This is a genomic window from Corallococcus sp. EGB (assembly GCF_019968905.1).
Taxonomy (GTDB): Bacteria; Myxococcota; Myxococcia; order Myxococcales; family Myxococcaceae; genus Corallococcus.
This window is the reverse complement of sequence record NZ_CP079946.1, coordinates 586,093-605,487: the sequence shown is the minus strand read 5'-3', so window position 1 is coordinate 605,487 and position 19,395 is coordinate 586,093. Positions and strand designations below refer to the sequence as shown.

The 19,395-nt window shown below is 69.0% G+C and carries 12 protein-coding genes and 1 pseudogene; 7 read left to right on the top strand and 6 right to left on the bottom strand.

Annotated elements, in window-relative coordinates; genetic code table 11:
- Positions 1 to 16: 16 nt before the first annotated feature.
- The 5 genes and pseudogenes from KYK13_RS02560 to KYK13_RS02545 all read left to right on the top strand — a co-directional run bounded on the left by KYK13_RS02560 (position 17) and on the right by KYK13_RS02545 (position 9,584).
- On the top strand, positions 17 to 1,468 hold the full coding sequence (locus KYK13_RS02560) for an aldehyde dehydrogenase family protein (protein WP_223641677.1): 1,452 nt from the start codon (positions 17 to 19) through the stop codon (positions 1,466 to 1,468).
- A 27-nt stretch (positions 1,469 to 1,495) separates the two neighbouring features.
- On the top strand, positions 1,496 to 2,935 hold the full coding sequence (locus KYK13_RS02555; RefSeq protein WP_223641675.1) for an aldehyde dehydrogenase family protein: 1,440 nt from the start codon (positions 1,496 to 1,498) through the stop codon (positions 2,933 to 2,935).
- A gap of 224 nt (positions 2,936 to 3,159) precedes the next feature.
- Positions 3,160 to 3,657, top strand: a pseudogene (locus KYK13_RS39175) (carboxypeptidase-like regulatory domain-containing protein); the annotation flags it as partial.
- A 36-nt stretch (positions 3,658 to 3,693) separates the two neighbouring features.
- Positions 3,694 to 9,198 carry an RHS repeat-associated core domain-containing protein gene (locus KYK13_RS02550; RefSeq protein WP_223641673.1) on the top strand — a complete coding sequence of 1,835 codons (5,505 nt, stop codon included), beginning with the start codon at positions 3,694 to 3,696 and terminating at the stop codon, positions 9,196 to 9,198.
- Positions 9,195 to 9,584, top strand: a complete 390-nt coding sequence (locus KYK13_RS02545) for a hypothetical protein (RefSeq protein WP_223641671.1) — start codon at positions 9,195 to 9,197, stop codon at positions 9,582 to 9,584. The genes KYK13_RS02550 and KYK13_RS02545 overlap by 4 nt, the downstream gene beginning before the upstream one ends.
- A 504-nt stretch (positions 9,585 to 10,088) precedes the next feature.
- Here KYK13_RS02545 and KYK13_RS02540 read toward each other — a convergent pair.
- The 3 genes from KYK13_RS02540 to KYK13_RS02530 form a co-directional block, all read right to left on the bottom strand.
- On the bottom strand, positions 10,089 to 10,535 hold the full coding sequence (locus KYK13_RS02540; RefSeq protein ID WP_223641669.1) for a DUF4265 domain-containing protein: 447 nt from the start codon (positions 10,533 to 10,535) through the stop codon (positions 10,089 to 10,091).
- Position 10,536: 1 nt separating this feature from the next.
- The gene (locus KYK13_RS02535; RefSeq protein ID WP_223641667.1) at positions 10,537 to 12,159 is read right to left on the bottom strand and encodes an ABC-F family ATP-binding cassette domain-containing protein; all 1,623 of its coding nucleotides are present in this window, start codon (positions 12,157 to 12,159) and stop codon (positions 10,537 to 10,539) included.
- A gap of 166 nt (positions 12,160 to 12,325) precedes the next feature.
- Complete coding sequence (locus KYK13_RS02530; RefSeq protein WP_223641666.1) at positions 12,326 to 12,688, bottom strand: cupin domain-containing protein; 363 nt, start codon at positions 12,686 to 12,688, stop codon at positions 12,326 to 12,328.
- A gap of 74 nt (positions 12,689 to 12,762) precedes the next feature.
- Here KYK13_RS02530 and KYK13_RS02525 point away from each other — a divergent pair, with 74 nt between their 5' ends.
- Entirely contained in the window at positions 12,763 to 13,389 is a 627-nt protein-coding gene (locus tag KYK13_RS02525) for a phenylalanine--tRNA ligase beta subunit-related protein (RefSeq protein ID WP_223641665.1), read from the top strand.
- A 6-nt stretch (positions 13,390 to 13,395) separates the two neighbouring features.
- On the opposite strand, the gene KYK13_RS02520 is transcribed toward KYK13_RS02525, so the two are convergent.
- Positions 13,396 to 13,908, bottom strand: coding sequence for a gluconokinase (locus KYK13_RS02520; RefSeq protein WP_223641664.1), 513 nt, complete (start codon positions 13,906 to 13,908; stop codon positions 13,396 to 13,398).
- Between the two features lie 204 nt (positions 13,909 to 14,112).
- Here KYK13_RS02520 and KYK13_RS02515 point away from each other — a divergent pair, with 204 nt between their 5' ends.
- A complete protein-coding gene (locus tag KYK13_RS02515; protein WP_223641663.1) occupies positions 14,113 to 14,937 on the top strand; it encodes a Gmad2 immunoglobulin-like domain-containing protein in 825 nt (274 codons plus the stop codon).
- Positions 14,938 to 14,946: 9 nt separating this feature from the next.
- On the opposite strand, the gene KYK13_RS02510 is transcribed toward KYK13_RS02515, so the two are convergent.
- Entirely contained in the window at positions 14,947 to 17,031 is a 2,085-nt protein-coding gene (locus KYK13_RS02510; RefSeq protein ID WP_223641662.1) for a neutral/alkaline ceramidase, read from the bottom strand.
- Between the two features lie 205 nt (positions 17,032 to 17,236).
- Positions 17,237 to 19,333: an ATP-binding protein gene (locus KYK13_RS02505; protein ID WP_223641661.1), complete on the bottom strand. Its 2,097-nt coding sequence runs from the start codon at positions 19,331 to 19,333 to the stop codon at positions 17,237 to 17,239.
- Positions 19,334 to 19,395 lie beyond the last annotated feature (62 nt).

Sequence of the window (19,395 nt, the reverse complement as noted above, 5' to 3'; positions counted from 1 at the left end):
GAAACGGAGCCTTGTCATGCTGGAAGCCGTCGCGTCCCTCCTTCCCCAGGCCTCGGTCGAGGTGGACCGCATCCGCGCGGTGTTCGAGTCGCAGCGCGCGAACCGCTGGAACCTGTCGCGCAGCACCGCCGCGGAGCGCATCGCGCGGCTGCGCAAGCTGCGCGAGGCCATCATCGCGCGGCGCGAGCAGTTGGCGGAGGCCATCCACCAGGACTTCCGCAAGCCGGCGATGGAGGTGGAGCTGACGGAGATCCACCCGACGCTGGAGGAGCTGAACCACACGGTGAAGCACCTGAAGTCGTGGATGAAGCCCAAGCGGGTGGCGACGCCGCTGACGCTCAAGGGCGCGTCCAGCCATGTGCGCTTCGAGGCGAAGGGCGTGGTGGTCATCCTGTCGCCGTGGAACTACCCGTTCCAGCTGCTGGCGGCGCCGCTCATCGCGGCCATCGCCGCTGGCAACGCGGTGATGCTCAAGCCCAGCGAGAAGACGCCGCACACGTCGCGCTTCCTGGCGAAGCTGGTGCGGGACGTGTACCCGGAGAACGAGGTGGCGGTGTTCGAGGGTGGCGCGGAGGTGGCGGAGGCGCTCCTGCAGCACCCGTTCGACCACTTCTTCTTCACGGGCAACCCGAACATCGGCCGCAAGGTGATGGCGGCGGCGACGAAGTTCCTCTCCAGCGTGACGCTGGAGCTGGGCGGCAAGTCGCCGGTCATCATCGACGCGTCGGCGAACCTGAAGGCGGCGGCGGAGGCGCTGGCGTGGGGCAAGTTCGTCAACGCGGGGCAAACGTGCGTGGCGCCGGACTACATCTACGTTCCGGCGTCGAAGCAGCAGGCGTTCCTGGAGGCGCTCAAGGCGGCGCTGACGCGCTTCTACGGTGAGACGGAGGCGGAGCGGCAGGCGAGCCCGGACTTCGCTCGGGTGGTGGACCCGGCGGCGTGGAGGCGGCTCAAGGAGGTGCTCGACCGCACGGTCGCCGCGGGGGCGAAGGTGGAGGCGGGCGGCACGGCGGACGGGCCGTCGCGGTACGTGGCGCCCACCGTGCTGTCCGGGGTGACGACGACGATGCCCATCATGGAGGCCGAAATCTTCGGGCCGCTGTTGCCGGTACTGACCTACGAGCGGCGTGAAGAGGTCTACGCGCACATCAACGAAGGCGGGAAGCCGCTGGCGCTGTACGTGTTCTCGCAGGACTCGCGGATGGTGGAGGAGGTGCTCCAGCACACGACGTCCGGCGGGGTGGTGGTGAACAACGTGCTCATCCACGTGGCGAACCCGAACCTGCCGTTTGGCGGGGTGGGGATGAGCGGCCTGGGGAACTACCACGGGCACTACGGCTTCAAGACGTTCAGCCACGAGCGGGCGGTGATGGTCCAGTGGATGAAGTCGCTGGCTGCGGTGTTCTTCCCGCCGTATCGGGGAAAGGCCCAGGAATGGGCCTCCCGCGCGACCCGGATGCTGGAGTAGGTCCCGGGGTTGGAGAGAGGAACCGGAATGCGCGTGGTGTCAGTGGAGGAGGCCCTGGTCCCGGGAGACCTGCAGGCGGTGTTCGACCGCCTCCAGGCGCGCCGCTGGGAGCTGGCGAAGAGGGGGCCCAAGGAGCGCCTCGCGCGGCTGGAGAAGCTCAAGGCGCTGCTCCTGGAGCGGCGCGAGGAGCTGGCGGACGCGCTGCACGAGGACTTCCACAAGCCGCCCGCGGAGGTGGAGGCGACGGAGATCCTCCCGGTGCTGCTGGAATTGGCGCACGTGCAGAAGCACCTGAAGGCGTGGATGAGGCCGCGCAGGGTGGGGGCGCCGCTGCTGCTCGCGGGCACGAAGAGCGAGGTGCACCCGGAGCCCAAGGGCGTGGTGCTCATCCTGGCGCCATGGAACTACCCGTTCCACCTGCTGGTGTCGCCGCTGGTGGCGGCGGTGGCCGCGGGCAACGCGGTGCTGTGCAAGCCCAGTGAGAAGACGCCGGGCACGGCGCGCTTCCTGGCGCAGCTGCTGCGGGACGTGTTCCCGGAGGATGAGGTGGCGCTGGTGGAGGGCGGGCCGGAGGTGGGCGAGGCGTTGTTGCGGCTGCCGTTCGACCACTTCTTCTTCACGGGTGGGCCGCGCGTGGGCCGGCGGGTGATGGAGGCGGCGGCGAGGCACCTGGCGGGGGTGACGCTGGAGCTGGGCGGGAAGTCGCCGGTCATCGTGGATGCGTCCGCGGACGTGGACGCGGCGGCGGAGCGCATTGTCTGGGGGAAGTTCCTGAACGCGGGGCAGACGTGCATCGCGCCGGACCACGTCTGGGTGCACGCGTCGAAGGAGGAGGCGCTGCTCACGGGGCTGAAGTCCGCGCTGGAGCGCTTCTACGGGAAGACGGAGGAGGCGCGGCGGGCGACGCCGGACTTCTGCCGGATGGTGGATGACGGCGCGTTCAAGCGCGTGTGCCGGCTGCTGGATGAGTCCGTGGCGGGGGGCGCGCGGGTGGTGGCGGGCGGCGGCGTGCACGCGGAGACGCGCTACATCGCGCCGACGGTGCTGGCGGACGTGACGCCGGAGACCGCGGTGATGGACGAGGAGATCTTCGGCCCGCTGCTGCCGGTGCTGCGCTTCGAGTCCCTGGATGAAGTGGTGACGCAGGTGCGCGCGGGCGGCAAGCCCTTGGCGATGTATGTCTTCAGTCAGGAGGAGGCGACGGTGGAGCGCCTGCTGAAGGAGACGAGCGCGGGCGGCACGGTGGTGAACAACGTGGTGTTGCACAACGTGAACCCGCATCTGCCGTTTGGAGGCGTGGGACAGAGCGGCCTGGGCGCGTACCACGGCGAGGCGGGCTTCAAGGCCTTCAGCCACGAGCGCGCGGTGGTGCGCCAGGGCCGCACGTCCTTCACGAACCTGTTCTTTCCGCCGTATCGGGGCAAGGCCCAGCGCCTGGCCCGGCTCGCGAGCAAGCTGTTCGAATAGGCTGACCGCCGAAACAGAGCATCTCTCAGCTCCTGGCACTCCGGCCCTCGCTTTTCTGCGCGGTGAGAGCCGAAGTGTCGGGCCCTTGAAGGAACGACGTACGGTGCGACTGGCGGACAGGTTGAGTCGCTTCGCAAGGACATACAACCCATCCCATCCCCTCGTTGACCTGCCTGGCTGACGACCGACAGGCTAGAGGCCGACTCTGCCTTTCGGGGGGATGAATGCAAAAGCGACCTCGGTCCGGACCAATGCCATGGCATTGCTTCCTGCTGTTGCTGGCAGGGGCGCCATGGGGATGCTCCGGACAGGATGCTCCCTCCCATCCCGACGAGACCTGCCTATCCGCTCCTTGTGGCGGTGAGGATGGCGGCCTCTCAGGGGATGCGGGCGGAGTGCAGTCACCCTCGGCCATCGCCCCCACCGTCCCGACGGACTTCGGCGCATCCATCGAGTTTCTCTACCAAGGCCCGAACCCCGTGCAGGTGGACGTGGACCAAGGAGCCCTGGAGCCGCGCCGCATTGCCGTCATTCGCGGGAAGGTGCTGGGAAGGAATGGACAGCCCATCGAGGCTGCTCGCATCGATGTTCTCGCGCACCCCGAGCAAGGCCATACCCTCACGAATGCCCAAGGTGAGTACTCGCTTGCCGTGAATGGCGGTGGGGCCCTGACGATCGAAGTGGAGAAGCCAGGGTTCCTCCCCGTCCAGCGACAAGTGAATGCGCCATGGCGCGAATTCGTTCCACTCCCAGAGGTGGTGCTGACCGCCCTGGACTCCAACGTCACGGCCATCACGCCGGGAGCCGCGGAGTTCCAGGTCGCGCGGGGCAGCGTGGTGGAGGACAGCGCCGGCAGCCGACAGGCCACCCTGCTGTTCTCACCCGGAACCCAGGCGGAGGTGTTCCTGCGCGATGGGACCCGGGTTCCCCTGACGGGACCGTTTCACGTGCGCGCGACCGAATACACCGTGGGGCCAGAGGGCCCCGCGGCCATGCCCGGCGTGCTGCCCTCCACCAGCGGCTACACCTACGCCGTGGAACTGAGCGTGGACGAAGCGCTGGAGACGGGCGCCACCGAGGTTCGCTTCAGCCCGCCCGTCCAGGGCTACGTGGACAACTTCCTGGCCTTTCCAGCGGGTCTCGTCGTGCCCTCCGGCTACTACGACCGGCGGCAGGGACGCTGGCGCGCCTCGGACAATGGGCGGATCATCGCGCTCGTTGGGAAACGCGACGGGCTCGCTCAAATCGATGCGGATGGGGACGGCGCGCCTGACGACCGCGAGCACCTGACCGCCCTGGGCATCACCGATGCGGAGCGTGCGCGCCTGGCATCCCTGTATGCCGTGGGCAAGAGCCTGTGGCGGGTGCCCGTCACGCACTTCACGCCGTTTGACTACAACTGGCCCTTCGGGCCGCCACCGGATGCGCAAGAGCCCGAGCAGCCCGAGCCACGGCCGGAGACTCCCGAGGCCCAGCCCGACTGTGAGAGCGGCAGCATCATCGAATGCCAGAACCAGACGCTGGGCGAGGTCCTGTCCATTCCCGGGACACCCTTCCAGCTCCACTACCGCAGTGACCGGGCCACGGCCCGCAGCGCCAACCGGGCCCTCCGGATTCCGCTGAGCGGAAGCCACGTCCCCGCGAGCTTGAAGAGCATCGTCCTCATCGTGAACGTCGCGGGACAGTCCTTCGCCCGCGCCTTCCCCGCGCGTCCGAACCAGAGCTATCGCTTCGTATGGGATGGCCTGGATGCCTTTGGCCGGCAGGTCTGGGGAGAGCAGACCGCCCGCATCCGGGTCGGCTATGTCTATGAATTGAGCTACTACCCGAGCCCGGATGATCAATCCCAGGCCTGGGCCCGGTATGGGAATCGAAGCACCCGGTTCGAGGGACCTGACGGCAGGGACATGACGCTGTGGCAGTTCCACACCGCCACGCTCGTCTCCCTGCCGGATTTCAGCCAGCTGGGAGGCTGGAGCCTGGACGCGCATCACGCCTACGACCCGTGGCGCAGCACCCTCTACCCGGGCCAGGGAGGAGCCCTTCCCGGGCGGGAATCCCTGGGCAAGACGCCTCGGGTGCTGGCCACCGCGACGCCGACCTTCAGCGGAGACCACGGACCGGCGAAGCACGCGCGCCTCGCCGCGCCCCAGGGGGTCGCGGTCGCGGCGGACGGGACGGTCTACATCGCGGACACGGGCAACCACCGCGTCCGCCAGGTGAAGCCCCATGGCGTCATCGCCACGGTGGCAGGCAACGGAGTGAAGGGCGCGGCGGGAGACGGCGGCAGGGCGCTCATCGCCAGCCTGGACACTCCCCAGGCGGTGGCCGTTGGGCCGGAGGGAACCCTCTACATCGCGGACACGGGCAACCACCGCATCCGGCGCGTCACTCCGGACGGCATCATCTCCACGGTGGCGGGCACGGGACTCGCGGCGGATGGCGGGGACGGAGGTCCCGCGACCCTGGCGAACCTGAATGCTCCCGCGGGCGTCGCGGTGGGGCCAGACGGCAGCGTCTACCTCGCGGACACGGGCAACCACCGCATCCGGCGCGTCACGCCCGACGGCATCATCTCCACGGTGGCCGGCACGGGAGCCCGTGGCAACGCGGGAGAAGGCGGGCTCGCGACCGGGGCGAACCTGGATACGCCCCGTGCACTGGTCGTGGGCCCCGAAGGCTTCATCTCCTTCGTGGACTCAGGCAACCGCCGCCTGCGCCGTGTCGATACGGAAGGCAGGCTCTTCACGCTGCTCACTTCACCGGACGAGGAGGAGCTGCGCACCGGCAGGACCCGCGGGCGGCAGCTGTACGACGAATCGCCGCGAGGCTGGCTCTGGGGCCTTGCCCTCGGCCCTGACGGCAGCCTCTACACGTCGTCTTCTCACCGATGCCTCCTGCACCGCCTCTTCCCGGATGGAAGTGTCTGGGCCATCAACAACGGCGGATGCGGAGGAGATCCCTTGGAGGAAGGCACCTCCGCGAGCCTCACCGCCCCCAAGGGGCTCGCCTTGGCGCTCGATGGCAGCCTCCTCGTGGCGGACGCGTCCCAGTTCGTCGTCCGCAGGGTGTCGCTGGACGGCGGCCTCTTTGTCTTCGCCGGAGGGGAACCGGAGGCACCGGTCGTCACCTCCCCCGCGCCCCCTCAGTACCCGGTGGGGACCCTGGAGACGCCCTGTGGACAGGTCGATGACCTCGTCCCCTCCCCCGACGGCAGCGAGCTGTATGGCTTTGGTTGGCAGGGCCGGCACCTCTGCACCCTGGAGGCATGGACGCTCGCGGTCCGGTATCGCTTCTCCTACGACGAGGACGCGCGGTTGGTTGCCATCACGGACGGGACTGGCCTCACCACCCGGATTGAACGGGACGCGGCAGGGGCACCGACCGCCATCCTCGCGCCCCACGGTCAGCGCACCGGATTGAAGGTAGGGATTGATGGATGGCTCGCATTCGTCGCCCGGCCGGGCAGGGAGCGCTTGACGTTGACCTACCAGGATGGGGGACTGCTCTCGTCCCTGCGAGACGAGCGCGGCGGGCTGCACCTGTTCGAATACAGTCCGGAAGGCTGGCTGACGAAGGACTCGCAACCTTCGGGAGGATTCAAGGCCCTAACGCGGGCGCAGGAGGAGACGGGCTATTCGGTGACGCTCGCCACCGCGATGGGGCGCACCCGGAAATACTTGCTGGAAGACCTGGAGTCTGGCGTCCAGCGGCGCATCACCACCGCGGCGGATGGGACGGCGTGGACGACGCTGCGTTCACCCAATGGCACCACGGTCTACACCGCACCGGATGGCACGGTCACCACGGTGGTGGAGACGCCGGAGCCCCGCCTGGGCATGCAGTCACCGCTCGTGGCATCGCGCACCGTGAAGCTGCCGAGCGGCTTGACCTCCACGTCCACCCACCAGCGCGAGGTGACCCTCCTGCCCCAGGGAACGCTGATGGACGTGGGGACCCAGACGGACACGATGACGGTGAATGGCCGGGCCACCACCGTCCGCTATGAAGCCTCTGGCCGGAGGCTCCTCTCCACCAGCCCCATGGGCAGGGTGTCCATCCTCACGCTGGACGCACAGGGGCGCCTCTACAAGGCCGAGGCGTCCGGCCTGCTTCCGGTGGAGTTCACCTACGACGAGGAAGGCCGCCCCGGCTCCGTCGTCCAGGGGAGCCGGCGAAGGGCCTTCACGTATGGAGCGGATGGCACGCTGCGCTCGGTGACGGATGGGATGGGCCGCGCCACCGTCCTCACGCGGGACGAGGCTGGCCGCATCACCTCCAGCACGCTTCCTGGAGACCGTGTCACGGGCTTCACCTACGTGACGGGGAACGGGCCCGCTTCCATGACTCCACCGGGGCGGCCCTCCCACGCGTTCCAGTACACGGCGACAGAGGCACTGGCGTCCTATACGCCTCCTGGAGGGAGCGCCTTTTCGTCGGGCTACAGCTACGACCTGGATGACGCCCTCACCGAGTTCCGCCCGCCCGGCGGCACCGTGTCATTCGCCTATGACGCCGCGGGGCGACTCCTCACCCTGAACATCCCGGGCACGCGCGTCACGACTGGCTATGACAGTGCGGGACGTCTCCGCTCGCTCGCGAGCACCTCCGGGGTGGGGCTCGAATTCAGCCACGACGGTCCGCTGGTGACCGGTGTGTCCTGGAAGGGAGCCGTGGCAGGGACGCTCCGGTACAGTCACGACACGGACCTCCGGGTCGCGGCGGTGTCTGTCAATGGCGAGACGCCCGTGGCGTATACCTATGACCTGGATGGACTGCTCGTCTCTGCGGGAGCGCTGACGCTGTCACGGCGCGACGACAGCGGCCTGCTTGAGGGAACACGGCTCGGCTCGGTCTCCACCGTTGAAGCCTCCAACGCCTATGGAGAGCTGGAGTCCTGGTCCGCAGCTTCCGGAGACGCTCCGCTGCTGTCCTACCAACTCGAGCGCGACGTGCCGGGCCGCATCGTCCGGCGGACCGAAACCGAGGGGACCACCGTCCATACGGACGTCTTCACCCATGACGAGGCTGGACGGCTGGCGTCCGTCACTCGCGACGGGGTCCTGCTGGAGACGAACACCTACGATGCCAATGGCAACCGCACTTCCATCCTTCGGGACACGCTGCGAACAGCCACCCATGATCCCCAGGACCGGCTCCTGTCTTTTGGGAACAAGACCTACGGCTACGGACCTGGTGGGGACCTCCAGACGCGCACGGAGGGAACGCGCACCACCCAGTACGCATATGACGCGCTTGGCGCGCTGGTACACGTCGAACTCCCGGAGGGCACGCAGGTCGAGTACGTGCTCGACGCTGCGTCGAGGCGGGTCGGCAAGAGGGTGGATGGCACGCTCATCCAGGGCTTCCTCTACGAGGGGCGGCGGGTCATCGCGGAGCTCGATGGCGCGGGGAATGTCGTCAGCCGATTTGTCCATGCGACGCGGGGGCATGCGCCTGACTTCATGCTCAAGGGAGGCATCACCTACCGCATCCTCACGGACCCACTGGGGAGCCCGCGGCTCGTGGTCGACACCCGGAATGGCGCGGTGGTGCAGCGCATGGAGTACGACGTCTGGGGCAACGTCGTCGCGGACTCGAACCCCGGCTTCCAGCCCTTCGGCTTCGCGGGAGGCCTCTATGACCGGGACACGAAGCTGACCCGCTTCGGGGCGCGGGACTACGACGCCGAGACGGGGCGATGGACGGCCAAGGACCCGATTCGATTCGCGGGCGGGGACTCCAACCTCTATGCCTACGTGGGCAACGATCCGGTCAACCTGATTGACCCAAGTGGGCGTTTCGCGGGTCCTACGCCCGTCGTGACGGTCGCGACAGGCGTGTCCCTCAACTGGGTGGCAGGAGCAGGACTCGCTTTCTCAGGCGGATGGCTCGCGGGTACCTGGCTCAATGAGAACTTCCTGGAGGCGCCCATCCAGGCCTTTCTCTGGAGGCACTTCGGCGACGGCGGGCTGGATGGGGGCATGTGCCATGTCGCCATCAAGCCGCATGGAAACTCTGCCAGCAGCCCACGCACGACGTTTCTCTATCGACTCGCGGATCGAGACACGGGAGAACACTTGAAGTGGGGCGTCAGCCAGAATCCTGAAGGCCGCTACCCTTCGAAGTTCATGAAAGACAAATTTCTCTTCATCGAAGACCAAGGACCGCGCCGACTGATGCTCGACATTGAACGTGACATGGTGGAACTCGATCCCGGACCACTCAACCATGAGCCCTGGGCAGGCAAGGGACTCCCATGATGTACATTGGCGCCGTCTTTGGCGGTCCTGAACTCGCCGACGCCCCCATTGAAAATGCGATCCGTCTGATCGGGAAGGCGCGAGGCCCGATAGAAAAGAGCGATTCCGGAGCATTGGACATCGTCTTCCATGTGCCAGGCTCTCTTCTCAAGCCAGAGTTCACGGGAGTCCGCACGGCAAAATTCTCGCGCAAGGAACGAACGCTCATGCTTCAGATCGCCGTTCCGGATGAACAAGTCCACTCACCGGACATCCATTGGCTACTGGATGAAATACGAGATGCCGTTCGACTTGCTCGCCCCAAGTTCGAGCGGGCCGGAATCGAATACCCGGAACAGGAGCATCTCGCCACCGTGGATAGGATCCAAATGCAACTACTGAAGTAGCTCAGAACGCAACAACCGTCTTCTTCAATACTGAGGTTAGCGATGCCACCCCATAGGACGTCCTGGATTCTCCTGGCGGGAGTCACAGGATGTTTTTTGACTGTGCATGGAATGAACTCGACGAGTCCAGTCCCGCAGGAGGCATTGGTACCCGATGCGTCGCTCAACGCCACTCCTCAATCGCAGTCTATTCAGTCCATTTCCCTATTGACTCGACTGCGCCAGGGCATGCCACGAGCCGAAGCGGAAGCGTTCGGGCAAACCGTCCCCCTGGGTGGATACCCGGCGAAGGTGACCTAGGCTCTCCCACCTCCGCCAGCCGCGAGGTGGAAGGAAAGCAGTGCGAAGACTGGACCCTCAGTGACTCAGTGCTTCGCATCTGCTGCAGACAAATCGGCCCATCGGACGGAGGAACCAGCTGGATGCTCCTGATGGCGATCAAGTCCTTCAATCCCCACGAGAAGTTCGACATCCAAGACGGGTTCCATTGAGAGCTGTCGCTGCCTACGCCTCATCCGAATGCAGGTCGTCGTAGGGCGGATCCGCGTGCTCCCACTGGACGCCCTGCTCGATGAGGTAGCGCGTCATCTCCTCGAGCCGGACCTCCGGGGGCACATCGATGGACAGCAGCTTGGGCTGAAAACCCTCGTAGCTGCATCCGCGCTGCTTCACCCCATCCAGGAAAGGAGTTGCCTTCGGCGACTCAACGTCCTCCAGGATGACCCGCACCGTCCGGTGGCCTGACTTCTCCACGACGCGCAGGAACTCCAGCCGTCCGCCCGCGTCCGGCCGGGCCTCCACCACGTCCAGCCAGGAAACGCGGTACGCGAAGAACGGGCTGTTCTCCAGGCGGTACCTCTCCTGGCCCAGCGGGGTCGCCCAGAGCGTCTCCACGCTCTGGGTGTCCTCGTCCCAGAACCCCACCTTCACCATGCCGGTGGAGTTCGTCACGTCAGCTGCGCAGGCCCGGCGCTTCGTGGCCCGTGCGCGCGACGTACTCCGTGTAGCCGCCGCCGTACTTGTGGATGCCGTCCGGCGTCAGCTCCAACACCCGGTTCGACAGCGCGCCCAGGAAGTGCCGGTCGTGGGACACGAACAACATCGTGCCCTCGTAGCGCGACAGCGCCTTGATCAGCATCTCCTTCGTGCCCATGTCCAGGTGGTTCGTGGGCTCGTCCAGCACCAGGAAGTTCGGCGGGTCGTAGAGCATCTGCGCCATCACCAGACGCGCCTTCTCTCCACCCGACAGCACCCGGCACTTCTTCTCCACCTCGTCGCCGCTGAACCCGAAGCAGCCCGCCAGCGCCCTCAACGAGCCCTGCCCCGCCCGGGGGAACGCGTCCGACAGCTGCTCGAAGACCGTCTTCTCTCCGTCCAGCAGGTCCATCGCGTGCTGCGCGAAGTAGCCCATCTTCACGCTGCCACCCAGCGCCACCGTGCCTTCATCCGGCTGCGTCGTGCCCGTCACCAGCTTCAGCAACGTGGACTTGCCCGCGCCGTTCACGCCCATCACGCACCAGCGCTCCGAACGACGCACCAGGAAGTCCAGGCCGTCGTAGATGGTCCGCTTGCCGTAGCCCTTGCACACGTTCTTCAGGCTCACCACGTCGTCACCCGAGCGCGGCGGCGGCTGGAACTCGAAGAGCACCGTGGTGCGGCGCTTCGGCGGCTCCACCTTTTCAATCTTCTCCAGCTTCTTCACCCGGCTCTGCACCTGCGCCGCGTGCGACGCGCGGGCCTTGAACCGCTCGATGAACTTGATCTCCTTCGCGAGCATCGCCTGCTGCCGCTCGTACTGCGCCTGCTGCTGCGCCTCGTTCTGCGCGCGCTGGCCCTCGTAGAAGTCGTAGTTGCCCGAGTACGTCGTCAGCGAACCGCCGTCGATCTCCACCACCTTCGTCACGATGCGGTTCATGAACTCGCGATCGTGCGACGTCATCAGGAGCGCGCCCTCGTACCCCTTGAGGAAGCCCTCCAGCCAGATGAGCGACTCCAGGTCCAGGTGGTTGGAGGGCTCGTCCAGGAACATCGCGTCCGGCCGCATCAGGAGGATGCGCGCCAGCGCCACGCGCATCTTCCAACCGCCGGACAGCTTGCCCACGTCGCCGTCCATCATCTCCTCGCTGAAGCCCAGGCCCGCGAGGATCTCCCGCGCGCGGCCCTCCAGCGCGTAGCCGCCCAGCTCCTCGAAGCGGCCCTGCACGATGCCATAGCGCTCGACGAGCTTCTCCATGTTGTCCGCCTGGTCCGGATCCCCCATGTCGGCTTCGAGCTGCTTCATCTCCGCCGCCACGGTGCTCACCGGGCCCGCGCCGTCCATGACCTCGGACACGGCGCTGCGGCCGTTCATCTCACCGACGTCCTGGCTGAAGTAGCCAATGGTGACGCCGCGGTCGATGGAGACCTGTCCCTCGTCCGGGTACTCCTGGCCGGTCATCATCCGGAACAGCGTCGTCTTGCCCGCGCCGTTCGGGCCCACCAGGCCCACCTTCTCGCCCTTGTGGAGCGCGGCGGACGCCTCCACGAAGAGGATCTGCTGACCGTGCTGCTTGCCGATGTTGTCGAGACGGATCATGTGCGTACCGAAGAGGCCCGGGGAATCAGGCGGCGCGCCCTTATGCCACGAGCCGCCCGCCAGAGGGATGCTTCCGAACCCCCAACGGCCTCGGAGCCATCCACGCGGCCGGGCAGGCAGGCCCCCGCCCGGGATTCCGCCCGGCTTGGAACCTGGACCGTGACGGTCAGGCGTCCCGGTGCACCGTGCCGGGGGAGAACGCCGGGGTGCAGATGGCCACGTACTCGGCGCCCTCCTCCTCGGGGGTGCTGTAGCGGACCCACTCGCCGGGTTCGCACACCACGGTCTGGCCGGCGTGCACGTCCATCACCCCGCCCTTGTGCTCCACGCGCAGCGTGCCCGCGAGCACCAGGGTGATTTCGCGGAACTCGGGCGTCTGGCCCGGCTCCTCCCACCCGCCCGGGCTGCGCATGTGGGCCACGCTGATGTTGGACGTCTTGGAGTTCACCCGGCCCACGTACTCGTCGATGAGCTTCGGCTTGTTGCCCACCGCCGTCACGCGGATGGGCTTCGGGATGAGCGTGGGCATGCGGAGGCTCCGGGAGGGGACGGGGGGAACAGCAGACATCCCTACCCTACCAGCGCGTGGCGTAGAGTGCCGCCGTGCTGACCGTCGACAACCACCCGCTCCTGGACCTCATCGCCTTCACGTCCTCCTGGGCCGCTCCCCTGGGGGACCTGCCCGCGCCCGACTGGCTGCAGGCCCTGCTGAAGCCCGGCGCCACCGCGCCGCTCCAGAGTGACGACGCGGTCCGGGGCGCCGTGCGGGACCTGCTCCGTCACGGCGGCTACAAGCCCACGGGCCGGGGCAAGCCCGCGTCGGAGTACCTGGTGCGCGCCTCCGGCGACGGCACGCTGGGCACCATCAACGCCGCGGTGGACGCGTGCAATGCCGTATCGCTGCACAGCGGCCTGCCCATCAGCGTCGTGGACCTGGACAAGGCCCGCGAGCCATTCCGCGTCGCCATCGCCATCCAGGGCGACCACTACGTCTTCAACGCCTCCGGGCAGACCATCGACCTGGAGGGCCTGCTGTGCCTCTTCGACGCGCAGGGCCCGTGCGCCAACGCGGTGAAGGATGCCCAGCGCACCAAGACGGACGCCACCACGCGCCGCACGCTCACGCTGCTGTGGGGCACGAAGGAGCTGAAGGGCCACACCGAGCGCGCCTTCACGTGGTACCGCGAGCTGCTGGAGCGCCTGGGCACCACCGCCGAGCGCGTGCGCTGAAGGGCCTTACGCCCGGGACGCATCCCCGGGGGCTTTCAACTCCAACCCGTCCATGATGCGCTGGACCACGTCGCCCGACGGTGGCGTCACGTCCACGGTGAACGCTTCGTCGGGCACCTCCAGGGCCTCCAGCTGGCTGTCGAGCAGCGACGCCGGCATGAAGTGCCCCAGGCGCTGCTGGAGCCGCTCGCGGATGAGGGACGCGGGCGCGTGCAGGTACACCCAGCGCTCGCGCGCGGGGTCCACGGTGAGGCGCTCGCGGTAGAGGCGCTTGAGCCCGGAGAACGCCAGCACCAGGTCCTCGTCCGCGTTCAGCGCCTTCTCCATCCGCGCGTGCAACAGCTCCAGCCACGGCCGCCGGTCCACGTCCGTCAGCGGCGTGCCCGAGGCCATCTTCCGGCGGTTCTCCACCGAGTGCAGGTCGTCCGCGTCCACGAACGTCCACCCCAGCCGCTCCGCGAGCTCCCGGCCCACCGTGGACTTCCCGCTGCCTGACACGCCCATGACGATGACCACCATGCCGTTGCCGCCTCCCTCGGTCTCTCTCGCGCTCCCCCATGCTGCGGCCTTCCCACTCCGGGCGCCACGCGAGAAGTACGTCCGGTAACACACCCGGCAGCCCGGGACGCCCGAGGGTGAGCGTCCGCTGCCCAACGCCATTGGCCCCAAGTCCACCATGCCCTCCACTTCACGACGGAGGGGCCGCTACCCTCGTTCACCATCATGACTTCCGTGGGAGCCCCCTCCAGCCGGGCGCTCGTCCGACTCCTCCTGTCCTGCACCCTCCTGGGTTCGGTGGCGCTGGCCTCCTGCCGCGACCCCGCCGCCGCTTCCGGCACCGCGCTCTTCGTCACCGCGGACTTCGACCCCGCGCTCGACCTCACCCAACTGCGCGTCACCACCACGGTGGCGGACGGCACCCCCGTGCCGGAAGGGCTGCTGCCCGAGGACCCCAGCCGCCTCCTGCGCAGCGGCGAGACGTTCCGCGTCCTCCTCGCGGGCGCCAGCGACGGCACCCAGGCCACCGTCCGCGTGGACGGCCTGCGCGAGGACGGCACCGTCGCCGCCACGGGCGAGACGACCGCCAACGTGCGCGGCGGCTACGAGGTGGAGGCCAGCGTACGTCTGGCCAGCAGCGGCGCTGGCACCTTCTGCCTGGACTGCCCGGACGGCTGCTGCCGCGGCGGGTTCTGCACGGCGCGCACGTTCCGCACCTGCGGCGTGGGCGGCGTCGCCTGCGAGTCCTGCGACGAGAAGCGCGCCGACACCTGCACCCACCGGGGCACCTGCGGCTGCGGCACCGGCAACGTGTGCGGCGCCAACGCCGACAGCTGCAACCAGGGCCGGTGCGTCTGCGGGTCGAGCAGCGCGTGCGGCGCGGGGCAGGCGTGCATCAGCGGCCAGTGCCGCTGCGACCCGTCCACCTGCGGCGGTTGCTGCAACGGCAACACCTGCGTCACCCGCACCGACAAGAACGCGTGCGGCATCAACGGCCAGAACTGCAAGAAGTGCGACAAGCGGTGCAACCCCGACGGCAGCTGCGACTGACGCCGGGCCCTACCGCACCGTGAATGGGCGAGAGCTTCCCGAGTACGGGTGCACGCGCCCGTCCCAGCCGGACTTCCAGTTCCCCTCGTGCACCAGCCGGTAGGTGCCCGGCGGCGTGTCCTTGGAGATGGGCCAGGTGATGCGCACCAGCGAGCACGCGAGCGTGGGCACGCAGTACTCGCGCTGCCAGTGGTACAGCGCCACGCCGTCCCCGTCGTTCGCCACGTCCATCCACGTGCCATCCGGCTGCCGCCGCTGCACGCGCAGGAAGGTGCCCCCCAGCTTCAGGTCGTTGCGCGGGTGGCCGCCCCAGAAGGTGACGCTCGCCGTGTCGCCGCGCGAATACGACGCCTTCGCCTCCTCCGCGACGGAGCCGAAGTCCACCCAGAGCAGCTTGTCGTCGAACACCACGCCGGGCTGCAGCCCCACCACCGCCTTGCGCAGGTCGCGCGGCGTGGGCCCGGGCGGCACGGACGTCCCGTCGCGAAGGGAGGTCGCCAGCCCCGCGAAGGACTGCTGCAGCGCCGCCAGCGTCCACGGGCCGAAGTGCGTGGACGCGCCCTCGTAGTCCTGCTTCGCGTACTCCTCGCGCGTGGCCACGTAGCCCGAGTACGCGTTGGACAGCCCGGCGATGACCACCTCCGTCACGCCCGCGCCCTGGAGGTTCGCGCGCACCGTGTCGCGCAGCCGCCGGCCCGCCATGGTGGTCAACTCGAAGGGCACCGCCACCAGGGCCAGCGGCCCCACCGTCACCAGTTGCAGGGGCAGCACCTCCGGAGACCACGGGTAGGGCCTCATGGTGCCCATCTCCAGGACGATGGGCTTCTCCCCCTGGCAGGGCGTGGTGACCGCGGCGCAGGTGAACTGGCTCCACACGTCGTGCACGGACTCGCACGTGGCCCCTTCCGAACCGAAGCCGGGCCCGTCCTCGGCGCCGGCGATCATGGACAGGCCGATGGCCGCGGGGCAGGTGCGGTGCGCGCTGCCGTCCGCGAACGCGGGCGCGACGTCCACCGCGTCCATCTTCACGTAGGTGTGCCGGTAGTCCACGCCGCCCATCACGGGCATCCCGGCGGTGTCCCACAGGTGCGCGGCGAAGTCGTATTGCTTCTTCGCGGAGATGGCCGCGTCCTCGAAGTCGTTCGCGCCGCCGCCGTTCGTGCCGCCCAGGATGTTGGGCGTGACATCGCCTTCGTTCGAGTTCGCGAACGCCGCGACGAAGGTGTCCGGGCCTCCGGGCGTGCGGCCCCCCTTCTCCACCTCGAAGGTGTGCGACGCGATCCCCTTGTTGTCCCCGCTGATGTACGGGTTCGTGTTGCCAAAGGACGTGCCGTGCACCGCGAACCAGTCGATGAGCCCCAGCTCGCGCCCGTCCGCGGCCGTCATCCGCAGCACCGTCATGCGCGTGTCCACGTTGTCGGGGTAGCGGGCGCGCTCGGCCTCGGGGTTTCGCAGGTAGGCGTCCGGTGAGCGGTTGGCGCTGGCGCCGTGCAGGTCTCCGGAGGACAGGCGCAGCGAGCCCTCGGTCAGGCGGGCGTTGGCGCGGAGGATGGAGTCCGTGATGCCGGAGACGATGGCCTCGAAGTTCTGGGGCACGAAGCCGAAGGTGGTCAGGTTGTAGAGCGTGTAGTGGCTGAAGCCGCCCGGCCCGGAGTGCGTGTGCGTGCCGCTGAGCAGCACGTTCTCGTCGGAGAAGGTGTCGCCCAGCTTCGCGCGCAGCCGCTCCACCACCTGCTGCTTCACCGCCTGGAACACCATGCCCAGGTCCGCGCTGACGAAGGCCACCCGGCGGCCGTTGCAGGGCGACCCGATGACGAACGCGCGCGAGTACAGCCGCATGTGGATGCCCTCTGTCTTCTGGCCCACCTGCCCGTAGCCCATCATCCCCACCTCCGCCGCGGGGCCGGTGATGTCCGAGCGCGCCGAGCCGATGAGGAAGTTCGCGGAGCCCGCGCAGGCGTTCCCCGGCGCCTCCCCAGCCCGCTCCTCCGCGCGCGCCGAGGGCAGCCCCGGACGGGCGCCCGGCCCCAGCGCCAGCACGCAGCCCAGGAGCAACCCGAGCACGGGGGCGAAGCGGGCGTTCAGCGTGCGCATGACATCCTCCATGGCCTCCGGAAGAAGAAGGCCCGGCGGCGGCGGTTCCCAGGGTGCCGCCACCTCCCCTGGGAGGGCAGCGCACACGAGGGCAGGCCGTCCGACGCCCCACACTCGAACACAGGAGCGCGGCGGATTCAGTCCATTTCGCGGCAGCGGACGGACGGCACGCTCCGCCGCACGGATGCGAAACGCGCAGGGCCGGTCAGGCCACGCGAGCAGCCTGCGCGGCGGCGTGCAGGCTGACGCGGAAGGTGGCGCCGTGGCCCGGCGAGGACTCCACGGTGATGGTGCCGCCGAGCGCGCGCACGATGGTGTCGCAGATGGACAGGCCCAGGCCGGTGCCCTGCCCCGGCGCCTTGGTGGTGAAGAAGGGGTCGAAGATGCGGCGCAACAGCTCCGGCGCGATGCCCCGGCCCGTGTCCCGCACGTCCACCACCACCCGGCCGTCCTCGTCCGTGCGGGTGATGAGGCGGATCTCGTGCTCGTCCGTGGAGCCCTCTGGAATCGCGTGCGCGGCGTTGATGACCAGGTTGAGGAACACCTGGAACAGCTTGCCCTCGTTGGCGCGCACCGTCGGCACGACGCCGTACTGCTTCACCAGCCGGGCGCGCGGGCGGATTTCGCTGGCCGCCATCTGCGCGACGGAGTCCAGCACGCGGTGCAGGTCCACCGCCTCCTCGTGCGCGTCGTCCACCCGGGAGAAGACCTTGAGCTGGCGGACGATCTGCCGCATCCGCTCGGAGCCCTCGCGCGCGTCGTCCAGCACCTGCTGGTACTCCAGGAGCTCCTCCGCGCCCAGGGGCCGGGGCATGGGGCCCAGCGCGCGGTGCAGGAACTCCAGGTTGGAGAGCACGTAGGACAGCGGGTTGTTCAACTCGTGCGCGATGCCCGCGGCCAGCATGCCCATGGAGGCCAGCCGGTCCCCCAGCATGAGCTGCGCCTGCATGTGCTTGCGCTCGGTGAAGTCGCGCGCCACCGTCACGCGCGCGGGCACGCCGTCGAAGAGCACGCCCAGCGTCACCAGGTCCGCGCTCACCACCTGCCCGTCGCGGCGCACCAGCGGCACCTCGTGCGAGCGGGCCGCCAGCGCCCCGTCCTGCGCCTCCTCCAGGTGGCGGCGCGCCACCTCCTGGTCCTCGCGCCGCACCAGGCCCAACAGGTGCCGGCCCAGCAGCTCCGCCGGATCCTGGTAGCCCAGGTAGTTGGCCATGGCCGGGTTCACCGTCAGGAGCATCCCGTCCGTCGTGTGCACCACCACGGGGTCCGGGAAGCCCTCGATGAGCAGGTGGAAGCCGGCCTCCGTGCGGCGCAGCGCCGTCTCCGTGCGCATGCGCAGCGCGTCCGTGGTGTGCTGCTCCAGCGCCAGGGACAGCGCGCCGGCCGCGCCGGACAGCAGCTTCACCTCCACGTGCGACCAGGGGCGCGCGTCGTCGCAGTTGTCGAAGCCGATGAAGCCGAACGGCTCGCCATGCACCAGCAGCGGCAGCACCAGCAGCGACTGGATGCCCTGCCCCAGGAGCACCGGCGCGTTGTGCGCGCCGAAGTCCACCGGGCCGCCCTGCACGGGCTCGCCCCGGTGGAGCTGCTCCAGTTGCTGCCGCTCGAAGGCCTGGTCCACCGGCCACGCCTGCGTGTCCGGGTTGTCCAGCTCGCGCGAGACGCCGGGCGCGCACCACTCCGCGCGCTGGGACTGGAGCATCCGGCCGGAGGCGTCGCGGTGGAACTCGAAGACGTAGGCGCGGCTGGCGTTCGCGACGCGGCCCAGCGGCTCCAGGATGGAGTTGTACAAGTCCCCGGCGGACTCTGGAGACAGGAGCCGCCGCTGCACCTCCACCATCGCGCCCAGATAGCGCTCGCGCGTGGCGGCGGCCTCCTCCGCCAGCCGTCGCGGGGTGACGTCCACCAGCGTGCCGAGCACGCCGCCCAGGTGCTCCGGGTCGCCCACCGCGGACAGCTCCACCCAGCGCGGCTGCGTGCCGCCCGCGAGCCGCAGCTCCAGCCGCGTGGGCGTGTCCGTGCGTGAAAGCGCCGTGCGCAGGAGCGCCCGCGCCTGGTCCCGGTCCTCCGGATGGAACAACTCCACCAGCGCGCGGCCCGTCCACGCGAGCACGGGGGCACCGACCAGGCGCTCCCACGCGGGGCTCGCCAGGACGAGCCGGCCCGCGGCGTCCAGCTCGAAGAGCACCTCGCGCAGCAGCGACCCGGCGCGCTGGAAGCGACGCGTGTCCACGAGGTCGCTCGCCACGGACGATTGCCCCGGAGCAACAGCGCTCCCCGTCTCGCGTTGCTCCTGCGACACCGCGGCCTCCTTCATCGCGAATGAAACGGGATGAAACCCGAATTGGAGGGAAACCCACCCGG

Coding starts and splice junctions, on each gene's coding strand:
- KYK13_RS02560 (WP_223641677.1), top strand. CDS start 17: ATGCTGGAAGCCGTCGCGTCCCTCCTTCCCCAGGCCTCGGTCGAGGTG.
- KYK13_RS02535 (WP_223641667.1), bottom strand. CDS start 12,159: ATGATCCGTCTCGACAACATCGGCAAGCAGCACGGTCAGCAGATCCTC.
- KYK13_RS02545 (WP_223641671.1), top strand. CDS start 9,195: ATGATGTACATTGGCGCCGTCTTTGGCGGTCCTGAACTCGCCGACGCC.
- KYK13_RS02555 (WP_223641675.1), top strand. CDS start 1,496: ATGCGCGTGGTGTCAGTGGAGGAGGCCCTGGTCCCGGGAGACCTGCAG.
- KYK13_RS02530 (WP_223641666.1), bottom strand. CDS start 12,688: ATGCCCACGCTCATCCCGAAGCCCATCCGCGTGACGGCGGTGGGCAAC.
- KYK13_RS02515 (WP_223641663.1), top strand. CDS start 14,113: ATGACTTCCGTGGGAGCCCCCTCCAGCCGGGCGCTCGTCCGACTCCTC.
- KYK13_RS02520 (WP_223641664.1), bottom strand. CDS start 13,908: ATGGTGGTCATCGTCATGGGCGTGTCAGGCAGCGGGAAGTCCACGGTG.
- KYK13_RS02510 (WP_223641662.1), bottom strand. CDS start 17,031: ATGCGCACGCTGAACGCCCGCTTCGCCCCCGTGCTCGGGTTGCTCCTG.